Consider the following 19,016-nt stretch of genomic DNA (forward strand, 5'->3'; position numbering starts at 1 on the left):
TCGCGCGCGTCCGCGCGTCCCAATCAGCGCGTCTCCGCGTCGCGCAGGTGCAGGTAGGTCGGATCGAATTCGGCCGCTTCCTGCAGCCCGGCCCAGTCGTGGACGGTGAGGCGGCGACCCCGGAGCGTGATCAGGCCGGCGGCTTTGAGATCGCGGATCGTCCGGTTGACGTGGACCGACGTGATCCCGAGGGCATCCGCGAGTTCGGGCTGCGTCATCGGCAGGTCGCAGGTCCGGTCGGGTGCCAGCCCGACGGCGTCGAGGCGGGTCATCAGCTCGCAGAACAGGTGGGCCATCCGCGCATACGCTTCCCGGCGCCCGGTGTTGAGCATCCATTCCCGGACCAGGGCGGCGTCCATCAGCGTCGCGCGCCAGAACACCTCGTTGAGGCGCGGGTGCGCCCGCAGCATCGCCCGGACCGTGTCGTGCTGAACGAAGCCGAGGCGGCAGGCGCTCACCGTGGCGATGTTGATGTCGAGCACCTCCAGGAACAGGCTCTGGAAATCCGGCACGTCCCCGGGGACGTGGTAGCTCATCACCTGCCGCTTGCCCGCGCGTGTCGACTTGTAGGTGCAGGCGATACCGCTGAGCAGCGTGAAGCTCCGGGACGGCCGGTCGCCCTCCCGAATGATGTCCTGGTTGGGCTCGAACTGGGCGACCTGCAGCGGGAGCGCGACGAGGGCGGCGCGCTCCGCGTCGGACAGCCGGAACAGGGCCACGGTCTCGATCCGGCGCAGGAACGGATCTCTGACCGACGGTTGGGGTGTCTCGTTCATCGCGCCTCGGCCGTCCGGCAGAAGCGCTCGGCGTCGCGCGGCCGGTCGTCCACCGTCGTTGGTCCCCGCGTAAGTGTAGGGTCCCGGTCGGGCGCGACCAGGGCGAGGGCCGGCACCGGGCGCCCTCGGTGAGGCCGGGACTGGAATTTCCCGCCCCGTCCGCGCACAGAAGTCCGGCGGCGCGGTCGCCGTTCAGCCTGACGGAAAGCCCGATGAACACGGCAGATCTCGCCCCGCACGCGCATCAGGTCCTGCGCGACGCGACCCTGCCCGAGCTGCCCCGGCACTACCGCGGCAAGGTCCGGGACAATTACGACCTTCCCGACGGCCGGCGCATCCTCATCACGTCGGACCGGATCAGCGCCTTCGACCGGGCGCTCGCGGCGATCCCGTTCAAGGGCCAGGTCCTGACCCAGACCGCCCGGTACTGGTTCGAGCAGACCGCCGACCTGTGCCCGAACCACGTCCTCGCCTATCCCGATCCCAACGTGGTGGTCGGCCGGCGCCTGGATATCCTGCCCGTGGAGGTGGTGGTGCGCGGCTACCTCGCGGGCACCACGTCGACCTCGATCCTGACGCGCTACCGCGCGGGCGAGCGGGACATGTACGGCCACACCTTCCCCGACGGGATGCGGCCGAACCAGCGCCTGCCGGAGGCGATCATCACGCCGACCACCAAGGCGTTCGACGGCGGCCACGACGAGCCGCTCACCGAGGCGGAGATCCTCGAGCGCGGGTTGCTGACGCGCGCGCAGTGGGAGACCGTGTCGGGGGCGGCCCTGGCGCTGTTCGCGCGCGGCACGGCCCTGGCGGCGGAGCGCGGCCTGATCCTGGCCGACACGAAGTACGAGTTCGGCACGGATCCCGAGGGCCGGATCGTCCTCGCCGACGAGATCCACACGCCGGACAGCAGCCGGTACTGGTTCGCGCAGAGCTATCCCGAGCGCTTCGCCGCGGGTTCGGCCCCGGAGAGCTTCGACAAGGACTTCGTGCGCAACTGGGTCGTCGCCCGCTGCGACCCGTACAAGGACGCGATCCCGGAGATCCCCGCCGAGGTCGTCCTGGAGACCGCGGCGGTCTACATCCGCGCCTACGAGACGATCACGGGCAAGCGCTTCGTCCTGCCGGACCCGGCCGAGGAGCCCCTGGAGCGGATCCGGCGCAACATCGCCGCCTATCTCGCGGCGTAGCCTCGGGGTCGGGACAGGAGGTGCGGCGCCCGCCGCCGCACCCGGTCGAGCCTGTCAGGCCGCCGCGGCGATCGGGGCCGGCGACGGCGCGTCCATGGCGCGCAGGTAGACGTCGAGGAGCGTCTCCTGCTCGTCGCGCTCGTCCTTGTCCTGCTTGCGGATCTTCAGGATCTCCTTGAGCACCTTCACGTCGAGACCCTCGCCCTTGGCCTCGGCGAAGACCTCCTTCTTGGCCTCCATCAGGTCCTTGATCTCCTCCTCCAGCCGTTCCACGCGCTCGATGATCGAGCGGATGCGGTCGCCCGCGACGCCCACGGTGTCGGTCATGTCGGTCATGCAGTCCCTCGTCGGATGACGGGGGCACCCTCGCCCGACAGGGTAAGCGGCGGGTTAAGGCCGGGCCGGCGCTTCGACTTGGCCCTGGACCGGGCCCTGGACCCGGTTCCGGATCCACCCGGCGATCGCGTCCGCCACGGCGTCGCTGTTCGATTCCAGCATCATCATGTGGCCGTTGCCGCGGATGCCGTGGTCGGCGAGCGCCAGCCGGTCCGGCTTCGCGCCCGCCTGAGTCAGGAACGCCGCCGTGCAATCGTCCATGGTGGCCCGGAACGACGCCTCGGCGGTCACGATCACCGCCGGCACCCGGGCGAGGTTCGGCAATCGGCGCGCGGGCTCGGCCTGGAGCCAGCAGCGGATCCGGTCGGGCGCGGCGGCGCTCTCCGCCTGAACCACCGTCAGGTCGGCCGGGCCGCTCACCGGCGGCTCGAAGTGCAGCGGCACCCGGGTGATGCCGTAGGGCCGCGCCCGGGCCTCGCCGACGCGCTCGTACCAGTCCGCGCCGCCCTTGAAACGGATGTCGTAGAAAGTCGGCCCGTTCGGCTCGACGGCGACGTGCGCCTTCACGAGGTCGGGCCGCTGATCCGACACCGCCCAGCCGAAGACGCCCGCCTGCGAGTGCGTCAGCAGGATCGCCGGGCCGATCTTCTCCAGCAGGGCGATCAGCGCCGGGTCGACCAGTTCCTCGCTCCTCAGGGCGCTGGCGATGTAGGGCACCTGGGAGAGGTAGAACTGATCGAAGGCGGCGTTGCCGCGGATCCCGGCGCCACCCGGCCACTGCGTGTGGAGCTTCGCCTGCGGGTAGAGCGCGGACCGCTCCTGCCCGGTGAACACCGTCTCCAGATCCTCGGCGGGCAGGCGGGCGTAGGGGCCGTAGGTGTCCGGGTCGCCGCCCGAGCGGCCGCGACCGACCTGGTCGACGACGTAGACCGCGAAGCCCTGCGCGGCGAAGCGGTCGGCCCAGCCCGGCCGGCCGTCGGGCGTCCCGAGGAAGTTGGTCCCGGTCTGGGCGGTGCCGTGCACCAGGACGATCGGGTAGGGCTGCGTCACCCGCTCCGGAACGCGGTACTCCACGAACATCTGGCCGGACGCCGTCGTCTTGCCGCCCGCGGTGGCGTAGCGGCCGCCGACGAAGAAGTAGCCCGCGGGCTGCGTCGGCCTGAACGGCCCGTCGGCGGCACCCGGCTCGGCGGCTCGGGACGGCGATGCGGTGGCGAGACAGAGCAGGGCCAGCGCCCCGGCGGCGGCGTTCCTCGACATGGCGTCCTCCCGCGGGCGTCTGGCGCGCCCGGCGGGAGGCATATCAGCGTGAAAGTCCGGCCCGGTCCAGCCGGGCGTCCGTTCAGGCGTGGGCGAGGCGCGGCTTCTTCCCCAGCGCCTCCTCGACGGTGCCCGCGCCGTCGAGATAGCCGTGGACCTTGGGGTTCGGCATGATCAGCGAGGCCACGAAGGCGATCGCCATCAGGACGGTCACGTACCAGAAGAACGTGCTCTCCATGCCGGCGTCCTTGAACCACAGGGCGACGAACTCGGCGGTGCCGCCGAAGGTGGCGTTGGCGATCGCGTAGGAGAGGCCGACCCCGAGCGCCCGGACGTTGGTGGGGAACAGCTCGGCTTTCACGATACCGCTGATGCCCGTGTAGAACGACACCACGGCGAGCCCGAGGGTGATCAGCGCGAAGGCAAGGTAGGGGTCCTTGTTGGTGCCGAGGGCCGTCATCAGCGGCACCACCATGAGCGTGCCGAGGCCGCTGTAGAGTAGCATGTTCGCCTTGCGGCCGATCTTGTCGGAGAGCGCGCCGAAGATCGGCTGGATGATCATGTAGACGAACAGCACAACCGTCATCGTCTGCGAGGCCGACGTCTTCGGCATACCGGCGGTGTTGACGAGGTACTTCTGCATGTACGTCGTGAAGGTGTAGAAGCTCAGCGAGCCGCCGGCCGTGTAGGCGACCACGACCAGGAACGCCCGCCAGTGCTTGGCCAGCGCCGAGAAGGTGCCGGCGGTCTCCTTGTCGCTGCTGTCCTTCGTCTCGGCCAGCGAGCGCCGGAGATAGAGCGCGACGACCGCCAGCGCAGCGCCGATGAAGAACGGGATGCGCCAGCCCCAGGCGGTGAGTTCCGGGCCGGTCATCACCGTCTGCAGCAGAACCAGGACCAGCGAGGCGAGGAGCTGGCCGCCGATCAGCGTGACGTACTGGAACGAGGCGAAGAAGCCGCGCTTCCCCTTGATCGCGACCTCACTCATGTAGGTCGCCGATGTGCCGTACTCGCCGCCGACGGACAGGCCCTGGAGCATGCGGGCGAGGAGAAGCAGCACGGGGGCCAGCGTGCCGACATGCTCGTAGGTCGGCAGGATGCCGATCAGCAGCGAGCCGAAGCACATCATCAGCACCGAGATGACCATCGAGGTCCGACGGCCGACGCGGTCGGCGATGCGCCCGAACAGCCAGCCGCCGATCGGCCGCATGAAGAAGCCCACCGCGAAGATGCCGGCGGTCTGCAGGAGCTGACTGGTCGAATCGCCCTTCGGGAAGAAGGCCGGCGCGAAATAGAGCGCGAAGAACGCGTAGCAGTAGAAATCGTACCACTCGACGAGATTGCCCGACGACGAGCCGACGATCGCCCAGATCCGGCGCTTGCGGTCCGCGGCATCATCGAGGTCGCTCGGTGCGATACCGATCGTATCGTCGCGCGAGGCGGACATGGCGTCTCCGTCGATCAATCTTGGTGCCGGCCGAGGCCGGTCTCTTCTTGGTGCGGCGCGACGTTACAGGTGACGCGCCCGATCGCAAGACCGTGATCCGACTTAGCCGAGGACAGCGCAGGGCGGTGTCACCGGCCGCGCGTCCACGGTGCCGCGGGAGGGAACGGTTCGGCCCGGGGCCCCGTTGCGGGCCGGCGTGGGCGTCGATGGCGTTCCGACCACCACAGGAGGAAGAAGCCATGAAGCGAGTTCTGAGAGACGCGGTCGCGGCCGCCATCGTCGTCGCCGGAGCGGCGACGGCGTTCGCGCAGGGCGGACCGGGCGGCGGCGGGGCCGGACCCGGTGGTGCGGGCGGCGGCGCCGGCGGTCCGGGTGGTGGGGCCGGCGCGGGCGCGGGTCCGTCCGGCGGCGGCCCGGCCGGCGGCCCTGCTGGCGGCGCCGGCGGCGGGATGCGGGGCGGCGCGCCCGAAGGCGGGGCGGTGCGCGGTCCCGGCGGTGCCGAGGGTGGGCCGCGCGGCGCCGAGGGACCGGGTCGCCCGGGCGGCGCGGCCGAGCGCAACGGACCGGCGGACCGGGGCGGCGCGGCCGCGAATCCAGGTGCGGGCGAACGCGGTGCGGGCGAACGCGGTGCGGGCGAACGCGGTGCGGGTGAACGCGGTGCGGGTGAACGCGGTGCGGGTGAACGCGGTGCCGGCGATCGGGGTGGCCGCGAGCCGGGTGCCGGACCCGAGCGGGGCAACCGCGACGCGGCCGGTCCCGAGCGCGGCGGTCGCGGTCCGGCCGGCGAACGGGACGGCCGTGCCGGTGCCCGCGACCGCGGCGCCGTCCGCGGCGCTGTCGGCCGCCTCGACACCCGTCAGCGGACCGAGTTCCGCAGCTCGATCACGCGTCTGGGCGTCTCGCCGCTCCGGGACGTGGCTTTCGGCTTGGCGATCGGCACCGCGATCCCCCGCTCGGTCAGGCTCCACAGGCTGCCGCCGGCGATCATCGAGCTGGTGCCGGAATACGAGGGCTACGACTTCGTCCTGGTCCGCGACGACATCGTGATCATCGATCCCGACACCTACGAGATCGTGGACGTGATCCCGGCCTGAGCGGGCAATCACAGGAAGATCGGTGGGCCGGGCGGATCCTCTGCCCGGTGCCCTCTACCGTCCGCCGTCCAGGAGTTTCGACACCACGCGCGCCGTGTAGTCGACCATCGGCACGATCCGCGCGTAGTTCAGCCGGGTCGGACCGATCACGCCGACGACGCCCACGATCTTCTGCGAGCCGTCGCGGAACGGCGCCGCGATCAGCGAGGATCCGGAGAGCGAGAACAGCTTGTTCTCCGAGCCGATGAAGATCCGCACGCCCTCGCCGCCCTCGGCGCGGGACAGGAGGTCGATCACGTCCTTCTGGGTCTCCAGATCGTTGAACAGAAGGCGGATCCGCTCGAGATCCTCGACCGCGCGCAGGTCGTCGAGCAGGTTCGCCTGCCCGCGCACGATCAGCTGGCGGGCCTCCGTGGGGCCGACCGGCGTGGCGAGCCCGGCATCGACGAGGCGCTCGGTGATCGCGTCGAGCTCCCGCTTCATCGCCTTGCGGCCGGCCTCGATCTCGGCGCGCAGCGTGCCGAGGGTGCGGCCCTGCAGGCGCGCGTTGAGGAAGTTCGTCGCCTCTTGGAGGGCCCCGGCCGGCAGGCCCGCCGGCAGGTCCACGAGGCGGTTCTCCACCGAGCCGTCGTCCGAGACGAGGATGACGAGGGCGCGGGCGGGATCGAGGCGCACGAACTCGATGTGCTTCAGGTTGACGTTCGCCTTGGTGGTCAGGACGACCCCGGCGCCCCGGGAGACGCCGGACAGCATGGTCGAGGCTTCGGCCAGGGCCGAGTCGAAGGTGTGACCCGAGGCGGCGGCGCGCATCTGCGCCTCGATGCGCGCCTGCTCGTCCTGGCTGACGTCGCCGAGCTCGAGCATCGCGTCCACGAAGAAGCGCAGGCCGAGCTCCGTCGGCAGGCGGCCGGCGGAGGTGTGCGGCGCGAAGATGAGTCCGGAATGCTCCAGATCCGCCATGACGTTGCGGATCGAGGCCGGCGACAGCGCCATCGGGAGGATGCGCGCGAGATTCCGGGAACCGACCGGCTCGCCGGTCGTGAGGTAGCTCTCCACGATCTGCCGGAAGATCTCCCGGGCACGCTCGTTGAGGGCGGCGAGCGCCTGCATCGCTTGGCCGTTCGAGAAGTTGGAACTGGGGTGTGTCACGGGGTCATCCTGTGGTCCGATCATGTCCAACCGTCCCGCGCGGATCAATCCGTACGGCGATGCTTGCCCGCGGTGGCGCGGCGGCCTAAGAGCCCGGCCCTCGACACTCTCGACAGAAGGGGCCCGCGATGCGGCCTTCCAAGCGTGCCGCCGACGAGTTGCGGCCCGTGAGCCTGGAGCGCGCGGTCTCGCGCTACGCCGAGGGCTCCTGCCTCGTCAGCTTCGGCAACACCCGGGTGCTCTGCACCGCGTCGCTGGAAGAGCGCGCGCCGCCGTGGCTGCGCGGTTCCGGCAAGGGCTGGGTCACGGCCGAGTACGCCATGCTGCCGCGTGCGACGCACGAACGCACCCGCCGCGAGGTCGGTTCCGGGAAGCCTTCGGGGCGGACGCAGGAGATCCAGCGGCTGATCGGCCGGTCGCTGCGCGCCGTCACCAACCTCCCGGCCATGGGCGAGCGCCAGATCACGATCGATTGCGACGTGATCCAGGCCGACGGCGGCACCCGCACCGCCGCGATCACGGGCGCCTGGGTGGCGCTGCACGACTGCTTCGCCTGGATGCGGACCCGCTCGATCATCTCCGTCGACCCGCTGCGCGACCACGTCGCCGCCGTCTCGTGCGGCCTCTACAAGGGCATGCCGGTCCTCGACCTCGACTACGCCGAGGATTCGGCGGCCGAGACCGACGCCAACTTCGTCCTCACCGGCCGGGGCGGCATCGTCGAGGTGCAGGGCACCGCCGAGATGGAGCCCTTCACGCAGGAGCAGCTTCTCGAGCTCCTCGGCCTCGCCCGCGCCGGCACCGAGCGGCTGGTCGCCCTGCAGAAGGAGGCCCTCGCGTGAGCCGCCGTCTGACCGGGAAGGTGGTCATCGCCACGCACAATGCCGGCAAGCTCGCCGAGATGCGCGACCTGCTCGCGCCGTTCGGGATCGAGGCGGTGTCGGCGGGCGAGCTCGGCCTGCCCGAGCCCGACGAGACCGGCACGATGTTCGCCGAGAACGCGGCGATCAAGGCGCGGGCGGCGGCCGACGCCACCGGGCTGCCGGCCTTCGCGGACGATTCCGGCCTGTGCGTCGACGCCCTGGACGGCGCGCCGGGCATCTTCTCGGCCCGCTGGGCCGGCGCGACCAAGGACTTCACCGGCGCGATGGCGCGGATCTTCGCCGAACTCGACCGGCGCGGGGCCGCCGAGCGCCGGGCGCACTTCGTGTCCGCCCTCGTGCTGGCTTGGCCGGACGGGCACACCGAGCTGTTCGAGGGACGGGTCTTCGGCGACCTCGTCGCCGCGAAGGGCTCCGCAGGCTTCGGCTACGACCCGATCTTCCGGCCGGACGGCCACGACCGCACCTTCGGCGAGATGAGCGCCGAGGAGAAGCACGGGGTCGACTGGCAGCAGGGGCGGGGCCTGTCGCACCGGGCGCGGGCCTTCGTCGAGCTGAGCCGCGCCTGCCTCGCGCCCGGCGCCTGATTGCCAAACGGCGCGCGGGCGCTCACATGCCCGCCATCATGTCATCGATCGGCCCGGACCATCCGACCCGCGACGCGGGCTTCGGGATCTACCTGCACTGGCCCTTCTGCGCCGCGAAGTGCCCGTACTGCGACTTCAACAGCCACGTCCGCCACGCGGGCGTGGACGAGCCGCGCTTCGTGGCGGCCTTCCGCGCCGAGATCGCCCACACCGCCGCCCGCACGCCGGGCCGGACCGTGACCAGCATCTTCCTCGGCGGCGGCACGCCCTCGCTGATGCAGCCCGCGACCGTGGCCGGCCTGCTCGACGCGGTGGCGGAGCATTGGGCGGTCGCGCCGGACGCGGAGGTAACCCTCGAGGCCAACCCGTCGAGCGTCGAGGCGGGCCGCTTCCACGGCTACCGCGCCGCCGGGGTCAACCGGGTGTCGCTCGGGATCCAGGCCCTCGACGACGCCTCGCTGCGGACCCTCGGGCGCCTGCACGACACCGCGCAGGCGCTCGGCGCGATCGCGCTGGCGCAGTCGGCCTTCGCGCGGACCTCCTTCGACCTGATCTACGCGCGGCCCGGACAGACGCCGGACCTGTGGCGGGCGGAGCTTAGCGACGCGCTCGCGCGGGCCGCCGAGCACCTCTCGCTCTACCAGCTCACCATCGAGCCCGGGACGCCGTTCCACGGGCTCGCCGCCGCCGGCAAGCTGGTGACGCCGGACGATGAGGTCGGTCGCGCCCTCTACGACGTCACCCAGGAGCTCTGCGCTAAGGCCGGCCTCCCGGCCTACGAGATCTCGAACCACGCGCGGCCCGGGGCGGAATCGCGGCACAACCTGCTCTACTGGCGCTACGGCGAGTATGCCGGCATCGGTCCGGGCGCCCACGGACGGCTCGTGACGGGACAGGGTCGCGTTGGAACCGTGACGGAGCGGTCGCCCGAGGCGTGGCTCGCCCGCGTCGAGGCCGAGGGCCACGGGATCGTCGAGACCGAGAGCCTCTCGGCCGCCGACCAGGCCGACGAGTTCCTGGTGATGGGCCTGCGCCTGCGCGAGGGGATCGATCCCGACCGCTACGCGGCGCTCAAGGGCCGGCCCCTGAACGGCAACCGCATCGGCATGCTGATCGGGGACGGCCTGCTCGAGCGGCTGCCGGGCGGCCGCATCGCCGCCACGGCGCGGGGGGCGCCGGTGCTCAACGCCCTGGTCGCCGAGCTCGCCGCCTGATCAGATCGCCGGCTTGGCGAGAACCCGGGGCGCCGGGCTGACGGGCGTCGCGGCGTTGTTGCGGATCTCGTAGACCGCGAGGGACCGCTCGCTCTGACCGTCCGGCCGGAACCGGAACGTCCCGTCGACGCCGGCGAAGCCCAGGCCGTTGGTCAGGGTGCTCTCGGCGAAGCGCTGCGAGCCGTAGCGCCGCGACAGGGCCGCGGCGAGCAGCACCGCGTCGTAGGCGAGCGAGGCCACCCGCGGCGGGACGGCGCCGAACCGAGCCTGGTAGCGCGCGCTGAAATTCGAGAAGCCGACGCGGTCCGGCGCGGCGAAGCGGCCACCCTGGAGGGCCGGCAGCGCGAACAGTGACGGCTCGTTCCAGAGGGCGGTGCCGAGGGGGCGCACCCGTGCCGGCGAGAAGCCCGCCTTCGTCAGCGCGGCCGCCACGGCGGGCATCGCGTCCGCGGTCTCGGGGATGAACAGCGCGTCGGCGGTGGCACCGGGCCCGGCGATCACCCGCGCGAGCCGCTCGACCGCCGGGCCGGGCGCGCCGGCCGGGTAGCGCTCCACGGCGGCGACGCGCGCGCCCTTGCGGGCGACGACCTCCCGGAACGCCGCCTCGACGGCGTTGCCGTAGGCGGTCTCGGGGATCAGCGCCGCGAAGGACCTCTTTCCGCCCGCGACCGCGTCCTCGACCACGCGGTCCACCTCCGGCTGCGGCAGGAAGCTCAGCAGGTAGACGCCCTGGTTCGCCACGGTCGCGTCCGTGGAGAAGCCGATCACCGGCTTGCCGGCGGTCCTGGCGACGGCCGCGGCGGCCTGGACGCTGCCGGCGAAGAGCGGGCCGAGGACGATCTCGGCGCCCTGCCGCAGCGCCTCCTGGGTCGCCTCCCGGGCGCCGTCCGGACTGCCCCGGTCGTCCTCGACGATGAGCGTCAGGTCGGGCTGCTGGGCCTCGTCGTAGGCGAGCTGCGCGGCGTTGCGCATGGCGGCCCCCACGGTCGATCCCTGGCCGGTCAGCGGCAGCACCAGGGCGACCTTCACCGAGCCCGCCCCGATGCGCCCGCTGCCGCCCGCGGCCGGCATCGGCGCCGCGGGCGCGGTGCCCGGTGCATCCGGCACGGCGGCCGGCGGTGACAGCTCGGCCTGCGGCCCGGTCACGCGTCGCGCGAGGTCGCTGCCGACGCAACCGCCGAGCGTGAGCAGGATCGCGCAGAGCGCGGCGGTCTGGGCGGTGACACGCACGAGACGGTCCCGCGCGCTTGTCGGGCGCGCCATGGCGCGTACTCCTTCGGGCAGGCTCCGCAGCCTGACCGGCGGATACTCAAATGTAAACGCGGCGGCGGGGACTTGCCCCCCGGCCACGCGGCCTCGCCGCGACGAGAGGCGACCAGTGTGGCAAGATCGCCGGTGATGACCCGCAGATTCGACGACCCGGGGCCCGCCGCCCCGACCCGAGCTCCGTCCCCGAAGCTCGCCCCCGACCGCCCGCGCAGCACGACCTTCACGGCCTTCGGCCTCGCGAGCGAGACCGAACCCCTGTCGCCGGGCCTGCACATCGTGGCGACGCCGATCGGGAACCTGCGCGACATCACCATCCGGGCGCTGGCGACGCTGGCGGCCGCCGACGCAGTCCTGGCCGAGGACACCCGCGTCACCCGGAACCTGCTGGCGCATTACGGGATCACGACGCCGCTGCTCGCCTATCACGAGCATTCAAACGACGCGGTGCGCGAGCGGATGGTGGCGCGGCTCACCGCCGGCGAGGCCCTGGCGCTGGTCTCTGATGCCGGGACGCCGCTCGTCTCGGATCCCGGCTACAAGCTGGTCCAGGCCGCCATCGAGGCCGGGATCGCCATCACGCCCGTCCCGGGGCCGTCCGCGGTGATGACCGCGCTGGTCGCGGCCGGCCTGCCGACCGACCGGTTCTTCTTCGAGGGCTTCCTGCCGCAGAAGGCCGGAGCGCGGCGCAACCGCCTAGAGGCGCTGATCCAGGTTCCCGGCACCCTGGTCCTGTTCGAGTCGCCGCATCGCCTGCCCGACATGCTGGCCGACGCCGCCGCGGTGCTCGGTCCGGAGCGGCCGGCGGCCGTGACCCGCGAGCTGACCAAGCTCTACGAAACCATCCGGCGCGATACGTTGGGCAGCCTGAGCGCGCGCTTCGCCCAGGAGGGACCGCCGAAGGGGGAGATCGTGGTGATCATCGGTGCGGCGACGGCGCCGGAGCGCAGCGCGGATTCGGATGCCGCCCTCGACGCCCTGATCCTGGCGGCGCTGGAGCGGCATTCGATCAAGGATGCCGCCAGCCTCGTGTCCGACGAGACCGGTCAGCCGCGGCGCCTCGTCTACACCCGCGCGCTGGCGCTGGCGCGGGACCAGGGATGACCGGGGCCCTGCCGGACCGGGCCGGCCGGCGCCGCGCCGCCTACCGGCTCGGCCACCGCGCCGAGTGGCTGGCGCTCGCCGCGCTGATGCTCAAGGGGTACTGGCCGATCGGCCGGCGCGTGAGCGTCGCGGGCGGCGAGATCGATCTCGTCGTCCGGCGCTGGAAGACCGTCGTGTTCGTGGAGGTGAAGGCTCGGGCGCGCCGCGACGATGCCCGGGAAGCGATCGACGCTGCCAAGCGGCGGCGGTTCTCCCGCGCGGTCCGCGCCTGGATCGGACGCAATGCGTGGTGTGCCGGGTCGACGTTCCGGGCCGACGCCGTGTTCGTCGGATCCCGCACCTGGCCCGCCCATGTCGAGCGGGTCTTCACCATCGAGGGTCTCTGACGGGCGGCCCGAGGCCGGCGGAGCCGACGCGCCGGGTCTCAGTCCCGGGCGGCGCGGATCGCTCCGATCAGGGTCCGCTTCAGGTCGGCCTGGCTGAACGGCTTCTGGACGACGGGCCTGTCGCGGAACGGCTCGCGGATGCCGGCACCGCCGTAACCGGTCGAGAAGACCAGAGGCAGGTCGCGCTTGGCGATGGCCTCGGCCACCGGGTAGATCGGCTCACCCGCCACGTTCACGTCGAGAATGGCGACCTCGAACGCTTCCTGCGACGCCATCTCCAGCGCGGAGGACAGCCGCGCGGCCGGCCCGACCACGGCGCAGCCGAAATCGAGGAGCATGTCCTCCAGCAGCATCGAGATCGCGGCCTCGTCCTCGACGACGAGAACACGGACGCCGTTGAGGACGTCGTCGTTGGGGTCAGCAATCACGCCGGGCCGTCTTCCCTTCGAATGCCCCCGTCGCCGGGGATCTTGCCATGCGGCTGGTCACGCCTTGCGCACCGCGTGAGCAGCGTCCGGACGGGTGAACGCGGCCCGAGGGTCAGCCCGCGAGACAACCTGAGGCGTCGCCCGTAATGCGCAATGTGTCAAGCGTTCCCGGCCCGTTCCGACACCCAGACCGGGCGCTATGTTAACCGATGATACATTTTTGTGCGGGCGGGTTCGCGCGGGCGTATGCGAGTGTCGCCGCGCTGCCGCTCAATCGTCCTTGAACGTGACCGTGGCGCCCCGTGTCACATGCGCGGCGAGGTCGCGGGCGTTCCAGTTGGTCAGGCGGATGCAGCCGTGGGACTCCGTCTTCCCGACCTTCTCGGGCTCGGGCGTCCCGTGGATCCCGTAGCTCGGAATCGCCAGGTCGATCCAGACCAGGCCGACCGGGTTGTTGGGCCCCGACTGGATGGTGAATTTGTGCTGCGCCTTCACGCCCTTGAACGCGTATTTCGGGTTGTAGGTGTAGTCCGGGTCGAACGCGACGCCCTTCACCTTGGTCTCGCCGCTCGGGGCCGGCTTCTCGGCACTGCCGATCGACGCGGGGTAATAGGCCACGAGCTTCCCGTCGGCGCCGTAGGCGCGGACGTCGAGGCTCGACTTGTCGACCTCGATGCGTTCGACCTTCGGCTCCTGGGGCAGATCCTTGCCCTTCGGCTTGTCCGTGCCCATCGGGTCCACCGCCGCGACCGCGATGGTCGTGCCGGCCTTGTCGAGGGGCTTGCCGGGATTGAGCGCGCTGACGAGGTCGCGGCTCATGTGGAAGCGCTCGGCCAGCATCTCGCGGGGATTGGTGTAGCCCAGCGACTTGAGCTCGGCCTGCTCCTCCATCTTGGGCGGGATCCGCTCGACGTAGGGGCCCGCGGCGTCGGCCTCGGAGAGCGTGTAGTCGGTGACGGCGGGCTTGTCGCTGGTCGCCTGGAGCTTGTCCCAGATCTCGGGCGTCAGGGTCTCGCCGGCGGGAAGCCCCTGGGCCACCGCGAAGGCCGAGAGGGCGTGACGGTAATTGTCGCCCTTCCGGCCGTCGATCGCTCCGGGATAGAAGCGCGCGCGATCGAGCAGCACCTGGGCCTTGACGATTAGCGGATCGGGCTTGTCGTCCGACGACTTGGCCCGACGCGCCTTCTCAGACTTCGTGCCCTCGGTCTTCCCGGCGCCCGGCTGCGCCAGGGTCGCGGCGTTCACCGCCTCGGCGGTCAGCGCCGGCGGCTGGGCCGTCTCGGCCTTCCGGCCCTTCCCGGTCCGGGCGGCCGCGCCGTGCGCGGCCAGACAACTCGCCAGGAGGGCCACGCAGACCGGCCGCCAGGGTTTCGGGATCATCGCCGTCGTCATTCCGGGGAGCGGACGCGCTCCCGAGCCGAGAAATGCCGGACCTGCGGGAACGTTCCACCCGGTTCTACTGGCACAGGCGGTGACCGCCATTGCGCTCGCGCTCGTCGAGGTGGAAATGGTTGGCGTGGGCGGCGTTCGAGCCCGGGCCGAGGACGGTGCGGAAGAAGCCGCAGGCCTTGGCGCGCACCGCGCCGAGGAACTGCGCCTCCTCGGAACCGTCCGGCATCGCCTTGACGGGGATACTCGCGCGTCCGGCGAAGGCGAAGCCCATGATGTCGGCGGCGTTGGCGAAGGCGTGCTCGCTGAGCTTGGCGTCGACGTCGTGGTTCTGTCCCCGGCAGACATAGGAACCGCCGAGTTCGAGCGCGGTCAGCGGATGCTTCAGCGTTCGATCGGCCTCGATCTGAACCTCCGTGACCCAGCGAGCCAGCGCCTCGGCGGTTCGGCAGGTCAGCGTGGCGCCCTGCGGCAGCGTCACGCCGTCGGCGAGCTTCGTCACCTTGAGCGGCAGCGGCGCGGTGCACTGGCCTTCGGAGATCGGCGGCAGCGGCTCGAACTCGACCCCGAGGCGCTTGAGGCGTGTCCGGCAGGCGGAATCGTCCGGCGGTGTCACCTTGAGCGCCAGGGCTGCGGCGCCCGACAGCTCCGGCGGCCGCGCGGGCGGCGCCGGCGGCGGTGCGGGGATATCGGGCTTCGCGGTCTCCTTCGCGGTCTCCTTCGCGGTCTCCTGCGCCGACTCTGTCGGCTTGTCCCGGCCGGTCTCCCTCGACGGCTCCCTGCTCGGCTCAGCCGCGGCAGGTTTCAGTTCGGGCGGCCGCGCCGGCGGCGTCGGTGGCGCCGGCTCGGCGACGGGCGGCTTCAGCGCCTCTGGGCGCTCCGGCGGCAGGGGCGGGGGCGTCGGCACCGTGGCCGCCGGCGTCTCGACGGCGCCGACCGGCGTGGCGGAGAGGGCGAGCCCCGCGGCGAGGGCGCCGCCCGCCAGGAGCGTCGCGGATCGGAGGATCGACAGGCTGCGTCCCGGCATGGGGCCTCGAAGCGTGGGCGTTGGCCTCTACAACGGGCGAGACGCCATTCGGATCGCCCGGACCCGGTTGACGGCCGCGCCGATCGGACCACTGTCTTCCGGATCGCGCCGGCACACCCCATGTCGGCGCACCTGCGGCGCGGACGATCGCGCCGTCGCGTGGACGTCGAGATCGAGGACTGCATGTCGGACGCAGCTGATGCCGGGCTCCCGAGCCTGCCGCCGGACAATCCCTTCCGCGAGGCGCAGTGGAGCACCCCGCACGGCCTCCCGCCGTTCGAGCGGATCCGGCCGGAGCACTACCGGCCCGCGTTCGACGCCGCCCTGGCGGCGCACGATTCCGAGATCCGCGCCATCGCGAGTGAGTCCGCTACCGCCACCTTCGGCAACACCGTCGAGGCGATGGAGCGGGCCGGCCTCGCCCTCGAGCGCGTCGCCGGTGTGTTCTACAACCTGACAGGCAGCCACACGAACCCCGAGTTGCAGGCCATCGAGCGGGAGATCGGGCCGAAGCTCGCCCGGCACGGCAGCGCCATCTACCTGAACCCCGAGCTCTGGGCCCGGATCTCGGCGATCGACGCCGAGGGCCTGAGCGCGGAGCAGCGCCGGGTCCTCGACCGGTACCGGATCCGCTTCCGCCGGTCGGGGGCGGATCTCGGGCCCGAGGACAAGGCCCGCATCGCCGAGATCGCGGCGCGTATGTCGGAGCTCGGGACCACGTTCAGCCAGAACCTCCTGGCCGACGAGAGCAGCTTCACCCTGCCGCTGCAGGGCGAGGAGGATCTGGCCGGCCTGCCGCCGTTCCTGCGGGCCGCGGCCGAGAGCGCCGCGAAGGAGCGCGGCCTCGACGGGCACGTCATCACCCTGTCCCGCTCGCTGATCGAGCCGTTCCTGGTCTGCTCGACCCGGCGCGACCTGCGCGAGCGCGCCTACGCGGCCTGGACGCGGCGCGGCGAGAACGGCGGCGCGACCGACAACCGGGCGATCATCGCGGAGATCATCCGGCTGCGCGCCGAGCGGGCGCGGCTCCTCGGCTTCGAGAGCTTCGCCCATTTCGCCCTCGACGACACGATGGCGGCGAGCCCGGACGCGGCGACCGGGCTGCTGCGGGACGTGTGGACGCCGGCCCGCGCGCGGGCGGCGGAGGAGCGCGACCGTCTCCAGGCCACCATCCAGGCGGAGGGCCACAACTTCGCCCTCCAGGCGCACGATTGGCGGCACTACGCCGAGAAGGTGCGGCGCGCCGAGCACGACCTCGACGAGAGCGAGATCAAGGCGTACCTGCCGCTGGAGCGAATGATTCAGGCGGCGTTCGACACGGCCTCGCGGCTGTTCGGTCTGACCTTCACGGAACTCGCCGACGTGCCGCGCTACCATCCCGATGTCCGGGTCTGGCGGGTCGGCAATCCCGACGGGTCCGAGGTCGGCCTGTTCCTGGGCGACTACTTCGCCCGCGCCTCGAAGCGGTCCGGCGCCTGGATGAGCGCCTTCCGCTCGCAGGAGCGCCTGAACGGGACGGTCACGCCGATCATCGTCAACGTCATGAACTTCGCCAAGGCGCCGGACGGCGAGGCGACGCTGCTGTCCTTCGACGACGCGCGCACCCTGTTCCACGAGTTCGGCCACGCCCTGCACGGGCTGCTCTCGGACGTGACCTACCCGCTCCTGTCGGGGACGGCGGTGTCGCGCGACTTCGTGGAGCTGCCCTCGCAGCTCTACGAGCACTGGCTGGAGCAGCCGGAAGTCCTGCGGACCCACGCGCGCCACCATCGCACGGGCGAGCCCATGCCCGACGCCCTGCTGCGGAAGCTGCTCGCCGCGCGGACCTTCAACCAGGGTTTCGCCACCGTGGAGTACACGTCCTCGGCGATCGTCGACATGACCCTGCACCTCTCGGCGCAAGGCGAGGGCGGTCTCGACGTGCCCGCCTTCGAGGCCGAGGCGCTGCGGCGGATCAGCATGCCGGCCGAGATCAGCATGCGGCACCGGACGCCGCACTTCGCCCACATCTTCTCGGGGGACGGCTACGCCGCCGGATACTACAGCTACCTCTGGTCTGAGGTGCTGGACGCGGACGCCTTCGACGCGTTCCGCGAGTCCGGCGACATCTTCGATCCGGAGACGGCGAAGCGGCTGCGGACCTTCGTGTACGGGGCCGGCAATTTGCGCGACCCGCGCGAGGCCTACACGGCCTTCCGCGGGCGGATGCCGAGCATCGAGCCGCTCCTGAAGAAGCGCGGGCTCGCGGCCTGAGCCACGGGCGTGCGGTAAGGGTTTCGTAAACAAACGTCCTTAACGAACGCTTGCAGCGCGAGGCCGCGTGCGGAGTTCGGGGCGATGACGAAGATCGAAGCCAAGCAGGGCGTTTCCCAGGGCATCTCGCCGGCCGACCTGCTCAAGGCCGCGGTGACCGGCAAGACCGACGCAGCGGCCGCCGCGACCGAGACCGCAGCCTCGCCGGCCGGCGGGAAGCTCGCGCTGGCGTCGCTGGCGCGCCTGGATCCGAAGCGGTTCGCGATCCCGGGCGCGACTCTGGCGGTCGGCGTCCTCCTGGGCGGGGGCGTGATGGCGCTTTCCCGCCCGGCCTCGGTCCGGCCCGACGCGCTCGCGGCCCTCGAGACGACGCTCGATGCCGGCCGCACCGAGACCGTGCGCCTCGCCGCCGACATCGCGCAGCTCCACACCGTGCTCGCCGACCTGCGCGCCTCGACCGACGTGGCGCGGAAGGAGGCGGCCAGCCGCAGCACCGCCCTCGGCGAGCGCCTGGCGCAGGTCGACAAGAGCCTGAACGGCAAGGTCACGGCCCTCGGCGAGCGGCTCGAGCAGGTCGAGCGCGACCACAACACCCGCCTCAGCGGCCTCGCCGCGCAGCTCGACCGCCGCGCGGCCGCGACTCCGGCCGCCGCGAAGGCGGAGCCGACCCAGACCGGCAGCATCGGCGAGCCCGCCCGCGCCGCCGAGGCGAAGCCCGAGGTCAAGGTCGCGGACGCCAAGGTGAGCGAGCCCAAGCCGAAGCCGGCGGCGGCCGACAAGCCGCCGGTCATCGAGGGCTGGGCCCTGCGGGACGTCTACGAGGGCACCGCGATCCTGGAGAACCGCCGGCGCCGCCTCGTCGAGGTCGCGCCCGGCGACGTCATCCCGGGCGTCGGCCGCGTCGAGGGCGTCGAGCGCCACGGTCGGGAATGGGTGGTGGTGACCCGCCAGGGCCTCGTCACCGCGCAGGCTTGGTAGACCTCAGCGGCCCGTGAACCCGGTCGGCGCCAGCTCGCCGGGCGCGATCGGGAAGCGCGGCTCGATCGTCATCGGATCGGCCAGGGCCGCCGCGCGCTCAGCGCGCCGGCGACCGTGCCTCAGGGCCCGGGTCTGCGCCGCGCGGGTCGGGTGCAGGATGGCAGCGAGCAGGGACTGCCCTTCGAACTCGCTGTCCAGGTTCTTGGCTTCGAAGACGGGCATGGCCGGCCTGCTTGAGTGCGGTACCGGAC

At 72.1% G+C, this 19,016-nt stretch carries 19 protein-coding genes; 9 read left to right on the forward strand and 10 right to left on the reverse strand.

Translation table 11 applies throughout. From position 1 onward, the window contains the following. Positions 1-23 precede the first annotated feature (23 nt). A complete protein-coding gene (locus tag H288_RS0106910; RefSeq protein ID WP_020091860.1) occupies positions 24-776 on the reverse strand; it encodes a Crp/Fnr family transcriptional regulator in 753 nt (250 codons plus the stop codon). Positions 777-988: 212 nt separating this feature from the next. Between H288_RS0106910 and H288_RS0106915 the strand changes: the two genes are divergently transcribed. Further along, a complete protein-coding gene (locus tag H288_RS0106915) occupies positions 989-1,966 on the forward strand; it encodes a phosphoribosylaminoimidazolesuccinocarboxamide synthase (RefSeq protein ID WP_020091861.1) in 978 nt (325 codons plus the stop codon). A 54-nt stretch (positions 1,967-2,020) separates the two neighbouring features. On the opposite strand, the gene H288_RS0106920 is transcribed toward H288_RS0106915, so the two are convergent. From H288_RS0106920 to H288_RS0106930, 3 genes are all read right to left on the reverse strand, one after another. Continuing rightward, a complete protein-coding gene (locus tag H288_RS0106920) occupies positions 2,021-2,302 on the reverse strand; it encodes a DUF2312 domain-containing protein (protein ID WP_020091862.1) in 282 nt (93 codons plus the stop codon). A gap of 54 nt (positions 2,303-2,356) precedes the next feature. After that, positions 2,357-3,562 carry an alpha/beta hydrolase gene (locus tag H288_RS0106925; protein ID WP_020091863.1) on the reverse strand — a complete coding sequence of 402 codons (1,206 nt, stop codon included), beginning with the start codon at positions 3,560-3,562 and terminating at the stop codon, positions 2,357-2,359. 82 nt (positions 3,563-3,644) lie between these two features. After that, on the reverse strand, positions 3,645-5,009 hold the full coding sequence (locus H288_RS0106930; protein WP_020091864.1) for an MFS family transporter: 1,365 nt from the start codon (positions 5,007-5,009) through the stop codon (positions 3,645-3,647). Between the two features lie 23 nt (positions 5,010-5,032). Between H288_RS0106930 and H288_RS32170 the strand changes: the two genes are divergently transcribed. Continuing rightward, positions 5,033-6,103, forward strand: a complete 1,071-nt coding sequence (locus H288_RS32170) for a DUF1236 domain-containing protein (protein ID WP_326491905.1) — start codon at positions 5,033-5,035, stop codon at positions 6,101-6,103. Positions 6,104-6,157: 54 nt separating this feature from the next. Here the strand turns inward: H288_RS32170 and hrcA are convergent, their stop codons facing one another. Further along, a complete protein-coding gene (hrcA, locus tag H288_RS0106945; RefSeq protein WP_020091867.1) occupies positions 6,158-7,213 on the reverse strand; it encodes a heat-inducible transcriptional repressor HrcA in 1,056 nt (351 codons plus the stop codon). 167 nt (positions 7,214-7,380) lie between these two features. Between hrcA and rph the strand changes: the two genes are divergently transcribed. The 3 genes from rph to hemW are packed head-to-tail and all read left to right on the forward strand — an operon-like array spanning position 7,381 to position 9,934. Further along, positions 7,381-8,094, forward strand: a complete 714-nt coding sequence (gene rph, locus H288_RS0106950; RefSeq protein WP_026604745.1) for a ribonuclease PH — start codon at positions 7,381-7,383, stop codon at positions 8,092-8,094. Next, the gene (gene rdgB / locus H288_RS0106955; protein ID WP_020091869.1) at positions 8,091-8,720 is read left to right on the forward strand and encodes an RdgB/HAM1 family non-canonical purine NTP pyrophosphatase; all 630 of its coding nucleotides are present in this window, start codon (positions 8,091-8,093) and stop codon (positions 8,718-8,720) included. Before rph ends, rdgB begins: the two co-directional genes overlap by 4 nt. Positions 8,721-8,758: 38 nt before the next feature. Next, positions 8,759-9,934: a radical SAM family heme chaperone HemW gene (hemW, locus tag H288_RS0106960; protein WP_043712285.1), complete on the forward strand. Its 1,176-nt coding sequence runs from the start codon at positions 8,759-8,761 to the stop codon at positions 9,932-9,934. Here hemW and H288_RS0106965 read toward each other — a convergent pair whose 3' ends face one another. Beyond that, positions 9,935-11,197 carry a penicillin-binding protein activator gene (locus H288_RS0106965; RefSeq protein ID WP_020091871.1) on the reverse strand — a complete coding sequence of 421 codons (1,263 nt, stop codon included), beginning with the start codon at positions 11,195-11,197 and terminating at the stop codon, positions 9,935-9,937. A 135-nt stretch (positions 11,198-11,332) separates the two neighbouring features. Between H288_RS0106965 and rsmI the strand changes: the two genes are divergently transcribed. Together rsmI and H288_RS0106975 are read left to right on the forward strand one after the other, a co-directional pair. Further along, a complete protein-coding gene (rsmI, locus tag H288_RS0106970; RefSeq protein ID WP_020091872.1) occupies positions 11,333-12,304 on the forward strand; it encodes a 16S rRNA (cytidine(1402)-2'-O)-methyltransferase in 972 nt (323 codons plus the stop codon). Then, a complete protein-coding gene (locus tag H288_RS0106975; RefSeq protein WP_020091873.1) occupies positions 12,301-12,690 on the forward strand; it encodes a YraN family protein in 390 nt (129 codons plus the stop codon). Before rsmI ends, H288_RS0106975 begins: the two co-directional genes overlap by 4 nt. 38 nt (positions 12,691-12,728) lie before the next feature. On the opposite strand, the gene H288_RS0106980 is transcribed toward H288_RS0106975, so the two are convergent. The 3 genes from H288_RS0106980 to H288_RS0106990 all read right to left on the reverse strand — a co-directional run bounded on the left by H288_RS0106980 (position 12,729) and on the right by H288_RS0106990 (position 15,534). After that, on the reverse strand, positions 12,729-13,118 hold the full coding sequence (locus H288_RS0106980) for a response regulator (RefSeq protein ID WP_012319888.1): 390 nt from the start codon (positions 13,116-13,118) through the stop codon (positions 12,729-12,731). A 270-nt stretch (positions 13,119-13,388) separates the two neighbouring features. After that, positions 13,389-14,498 carry a L,D-transpeptidase gene (locus H288_RS0106985; RefSeq protein ID WP_043712288.1) on the reverse strand — a complete coding sequence of 370 codons (1,110 nt, stop codon included), beginning with the start codon at positions 14,496-14,498 and terminating at the stop codon, positions 13,389-13,391. A gap of 76 nt (positions 14,499-14,574) precedes the next feature. Next, positions 14,575-15,534 carry an extensin family protein gene (locus tag H288_RS0106990; protein ID WP_020091875.1) on the reverse strand — a complete coding sequence of 320 codons (960 nt, stop codon included), beginning with the start codon at positions 15,532-15,534 and terminating at the stop codon, positions 14,575-14,577. 183 nt (positions 15,535-15,717) lie between these two features. Between H288_RS0106990 and H288_RS0106995 the strand changes: the two genes are divergently transcribed. Then, the gene (locus H288_RS0106995; protein WP_026604746.1) at positions 15,718-17,787 is read left to right on the forward strand and encodes a M3 family metallopeptidase; all 2,070 of its coding nucleotides are present in this window, start codon (positions 15,718-15,720) and stop codon (positions 17,785-17,787) included. A gap of 84 nt (positions 17,788-17,871) precedes the next feature. Next, positions 17,872-18,765 carry a hypothetical protein gene (locus H288_RS0107000; RefSeq protein WP_020091877.1) on the forward strand — a complete coding sequence of 298 codons (894 nt, stop codon included), beginning with the start codon at positions 17,872-17,874 and terminating at the stop codon, positions 18,763-18,765. Between the two features lie 3 nt (positions 18,766-18,768). Here H288_RS0107000 and H288_RS0107005 read toward each other — a convergent pair whose 3' ends face one another. After that, entirely contained in the window at positions 18,769-18,987 is a 219-nt protein-coding gene (locus H288_RS0107005; RefSeq protein ID WP_012319883.1) for a hypothetical protein, read from the reverse strand. Between the last annotated feature and the right edge of the window lie 29 nt (positions 18,988-19,016).

The organism is Methylobacterium sp. 285MFTsu5.1, from assembly GCF_000383455.1.
Taxonomy (GTDB): domain Bacteria; phylum Pseudomonadota; class Alphaproteobacteria; order Rhizobiales; family Beijerinckiaceae; genus Methylobacterium.

Bases quoted from the DNA above. Each gene is read 5' to 3' on its own strand.
- H288_RS0106910 (WP_020091860.1), bottom strand. From the start codon at position 776: ATGAACGAGACACCCCAACCGTCGGTCAGAGATCCGTTCCTGCGCCGG.
- H288_RS0106915 (WP_020091861.1), top strand. From the start codon at position 989: ATGAACACGGCAGATCTCGCCCCGCACGCGCATCAGGTCCTGCGCGAC.
- H288_RS0106920 (WP_020091862.1), bottom strand. From the start codon at position 2,302: ATGACCGACATGACCGACACCGTGGGCGTCGCGGGCGACCGCATCCGC.
- H288_RS0106925 (WP_020091863.1), bottom strand. From the start codon at position 3,562: ATGTCGAGGAACGCCGCCGCCGGGGCGCTGGCCCTGCTCTGTCTCGCC.
- H288_RS0106930 (WP_020091864.1), bottom strand. From the start codon at position 5,009: ATGTCCGCCTCGCGCGACGATACGATCGGTATCGCACCGAGCGACCTC.
- hrcA (WP_020091867.1), bottom strand. From the start codon at position 7,213: ATGCAGGCGCTCGCCGCCCTCAACGAGCGTGCCCGGGAGATCTTCCGG.
- rph (WP_026604745.1), top strand. From the start codon at position 7,381: ATGCGGCCTTCCAAGCGTGCCGCCGACGAGTTGCGGCCCGTGAGCCTG.
- hemW (WP_043712285.1), top strand. From the start codon at position 8,759: ATGTCATCGATCGGCCCGGACCATCCGACCCGCGACGCGGGCTTCGGG.
- H288_RS0106965 (WP_020091871.1), bottom strand. From the start codon at position 11,197: ATGGCGCGCCCGACAAGCGCGCGGGACCGTCTCGTGCGTGTCACCGCC.
- rsmI (WP_020091872.1), top strand. From the start codon at position 11,333: ATGACCCGCAGATTCGACGACCCGGGGCCCGCCGCCCCGACCCGAGCT.
- H288_RS0106975 (WP_020091873.1), top strand. From the start codon at position 12,301: ATGACCGGGGCCCTGCCGGACCGGGCCGGCCGGCGCCGCGCCGCCTAC.
- H288_RS0106985 (WP_043712288.1), bottom strand. From the start codon at position 14,498: ATGATCCCGAAACCCTGGCGGCCGGTCTGCGTGGCCCTCCTGGCGAGT.
- H288_RS0106990 (WP_020091875.1), bottom strand. From the start codon at position 15,534: ATGCCGGGACGCAGCCTGTCGATCCTCCGATCCGCGACGCTCCTGGCG.
- H288_RS0106995 (WP_026604746.1), top strand. From the start codon at position 15,718: ATGTCGGACGCAGCTGATGCCGGGCTCCCGAGCCTGCCGCCGGACAAT.
- H288_RS0107000 (WP_020091877.1), top strand. From the start codon at position 17,872: ATGACGAAGATCGAAGCCAAGCAGGGCGTTTCCCAGGGCATCTCGCCG.
- H288_RS0107005 (WP_012319883.1), bottom strand. From the start codon at position 18,987: ATGCCCGTCTTCGAAGCCAAGAACCTGGACAGCGAGTTCGAAGGGCAG.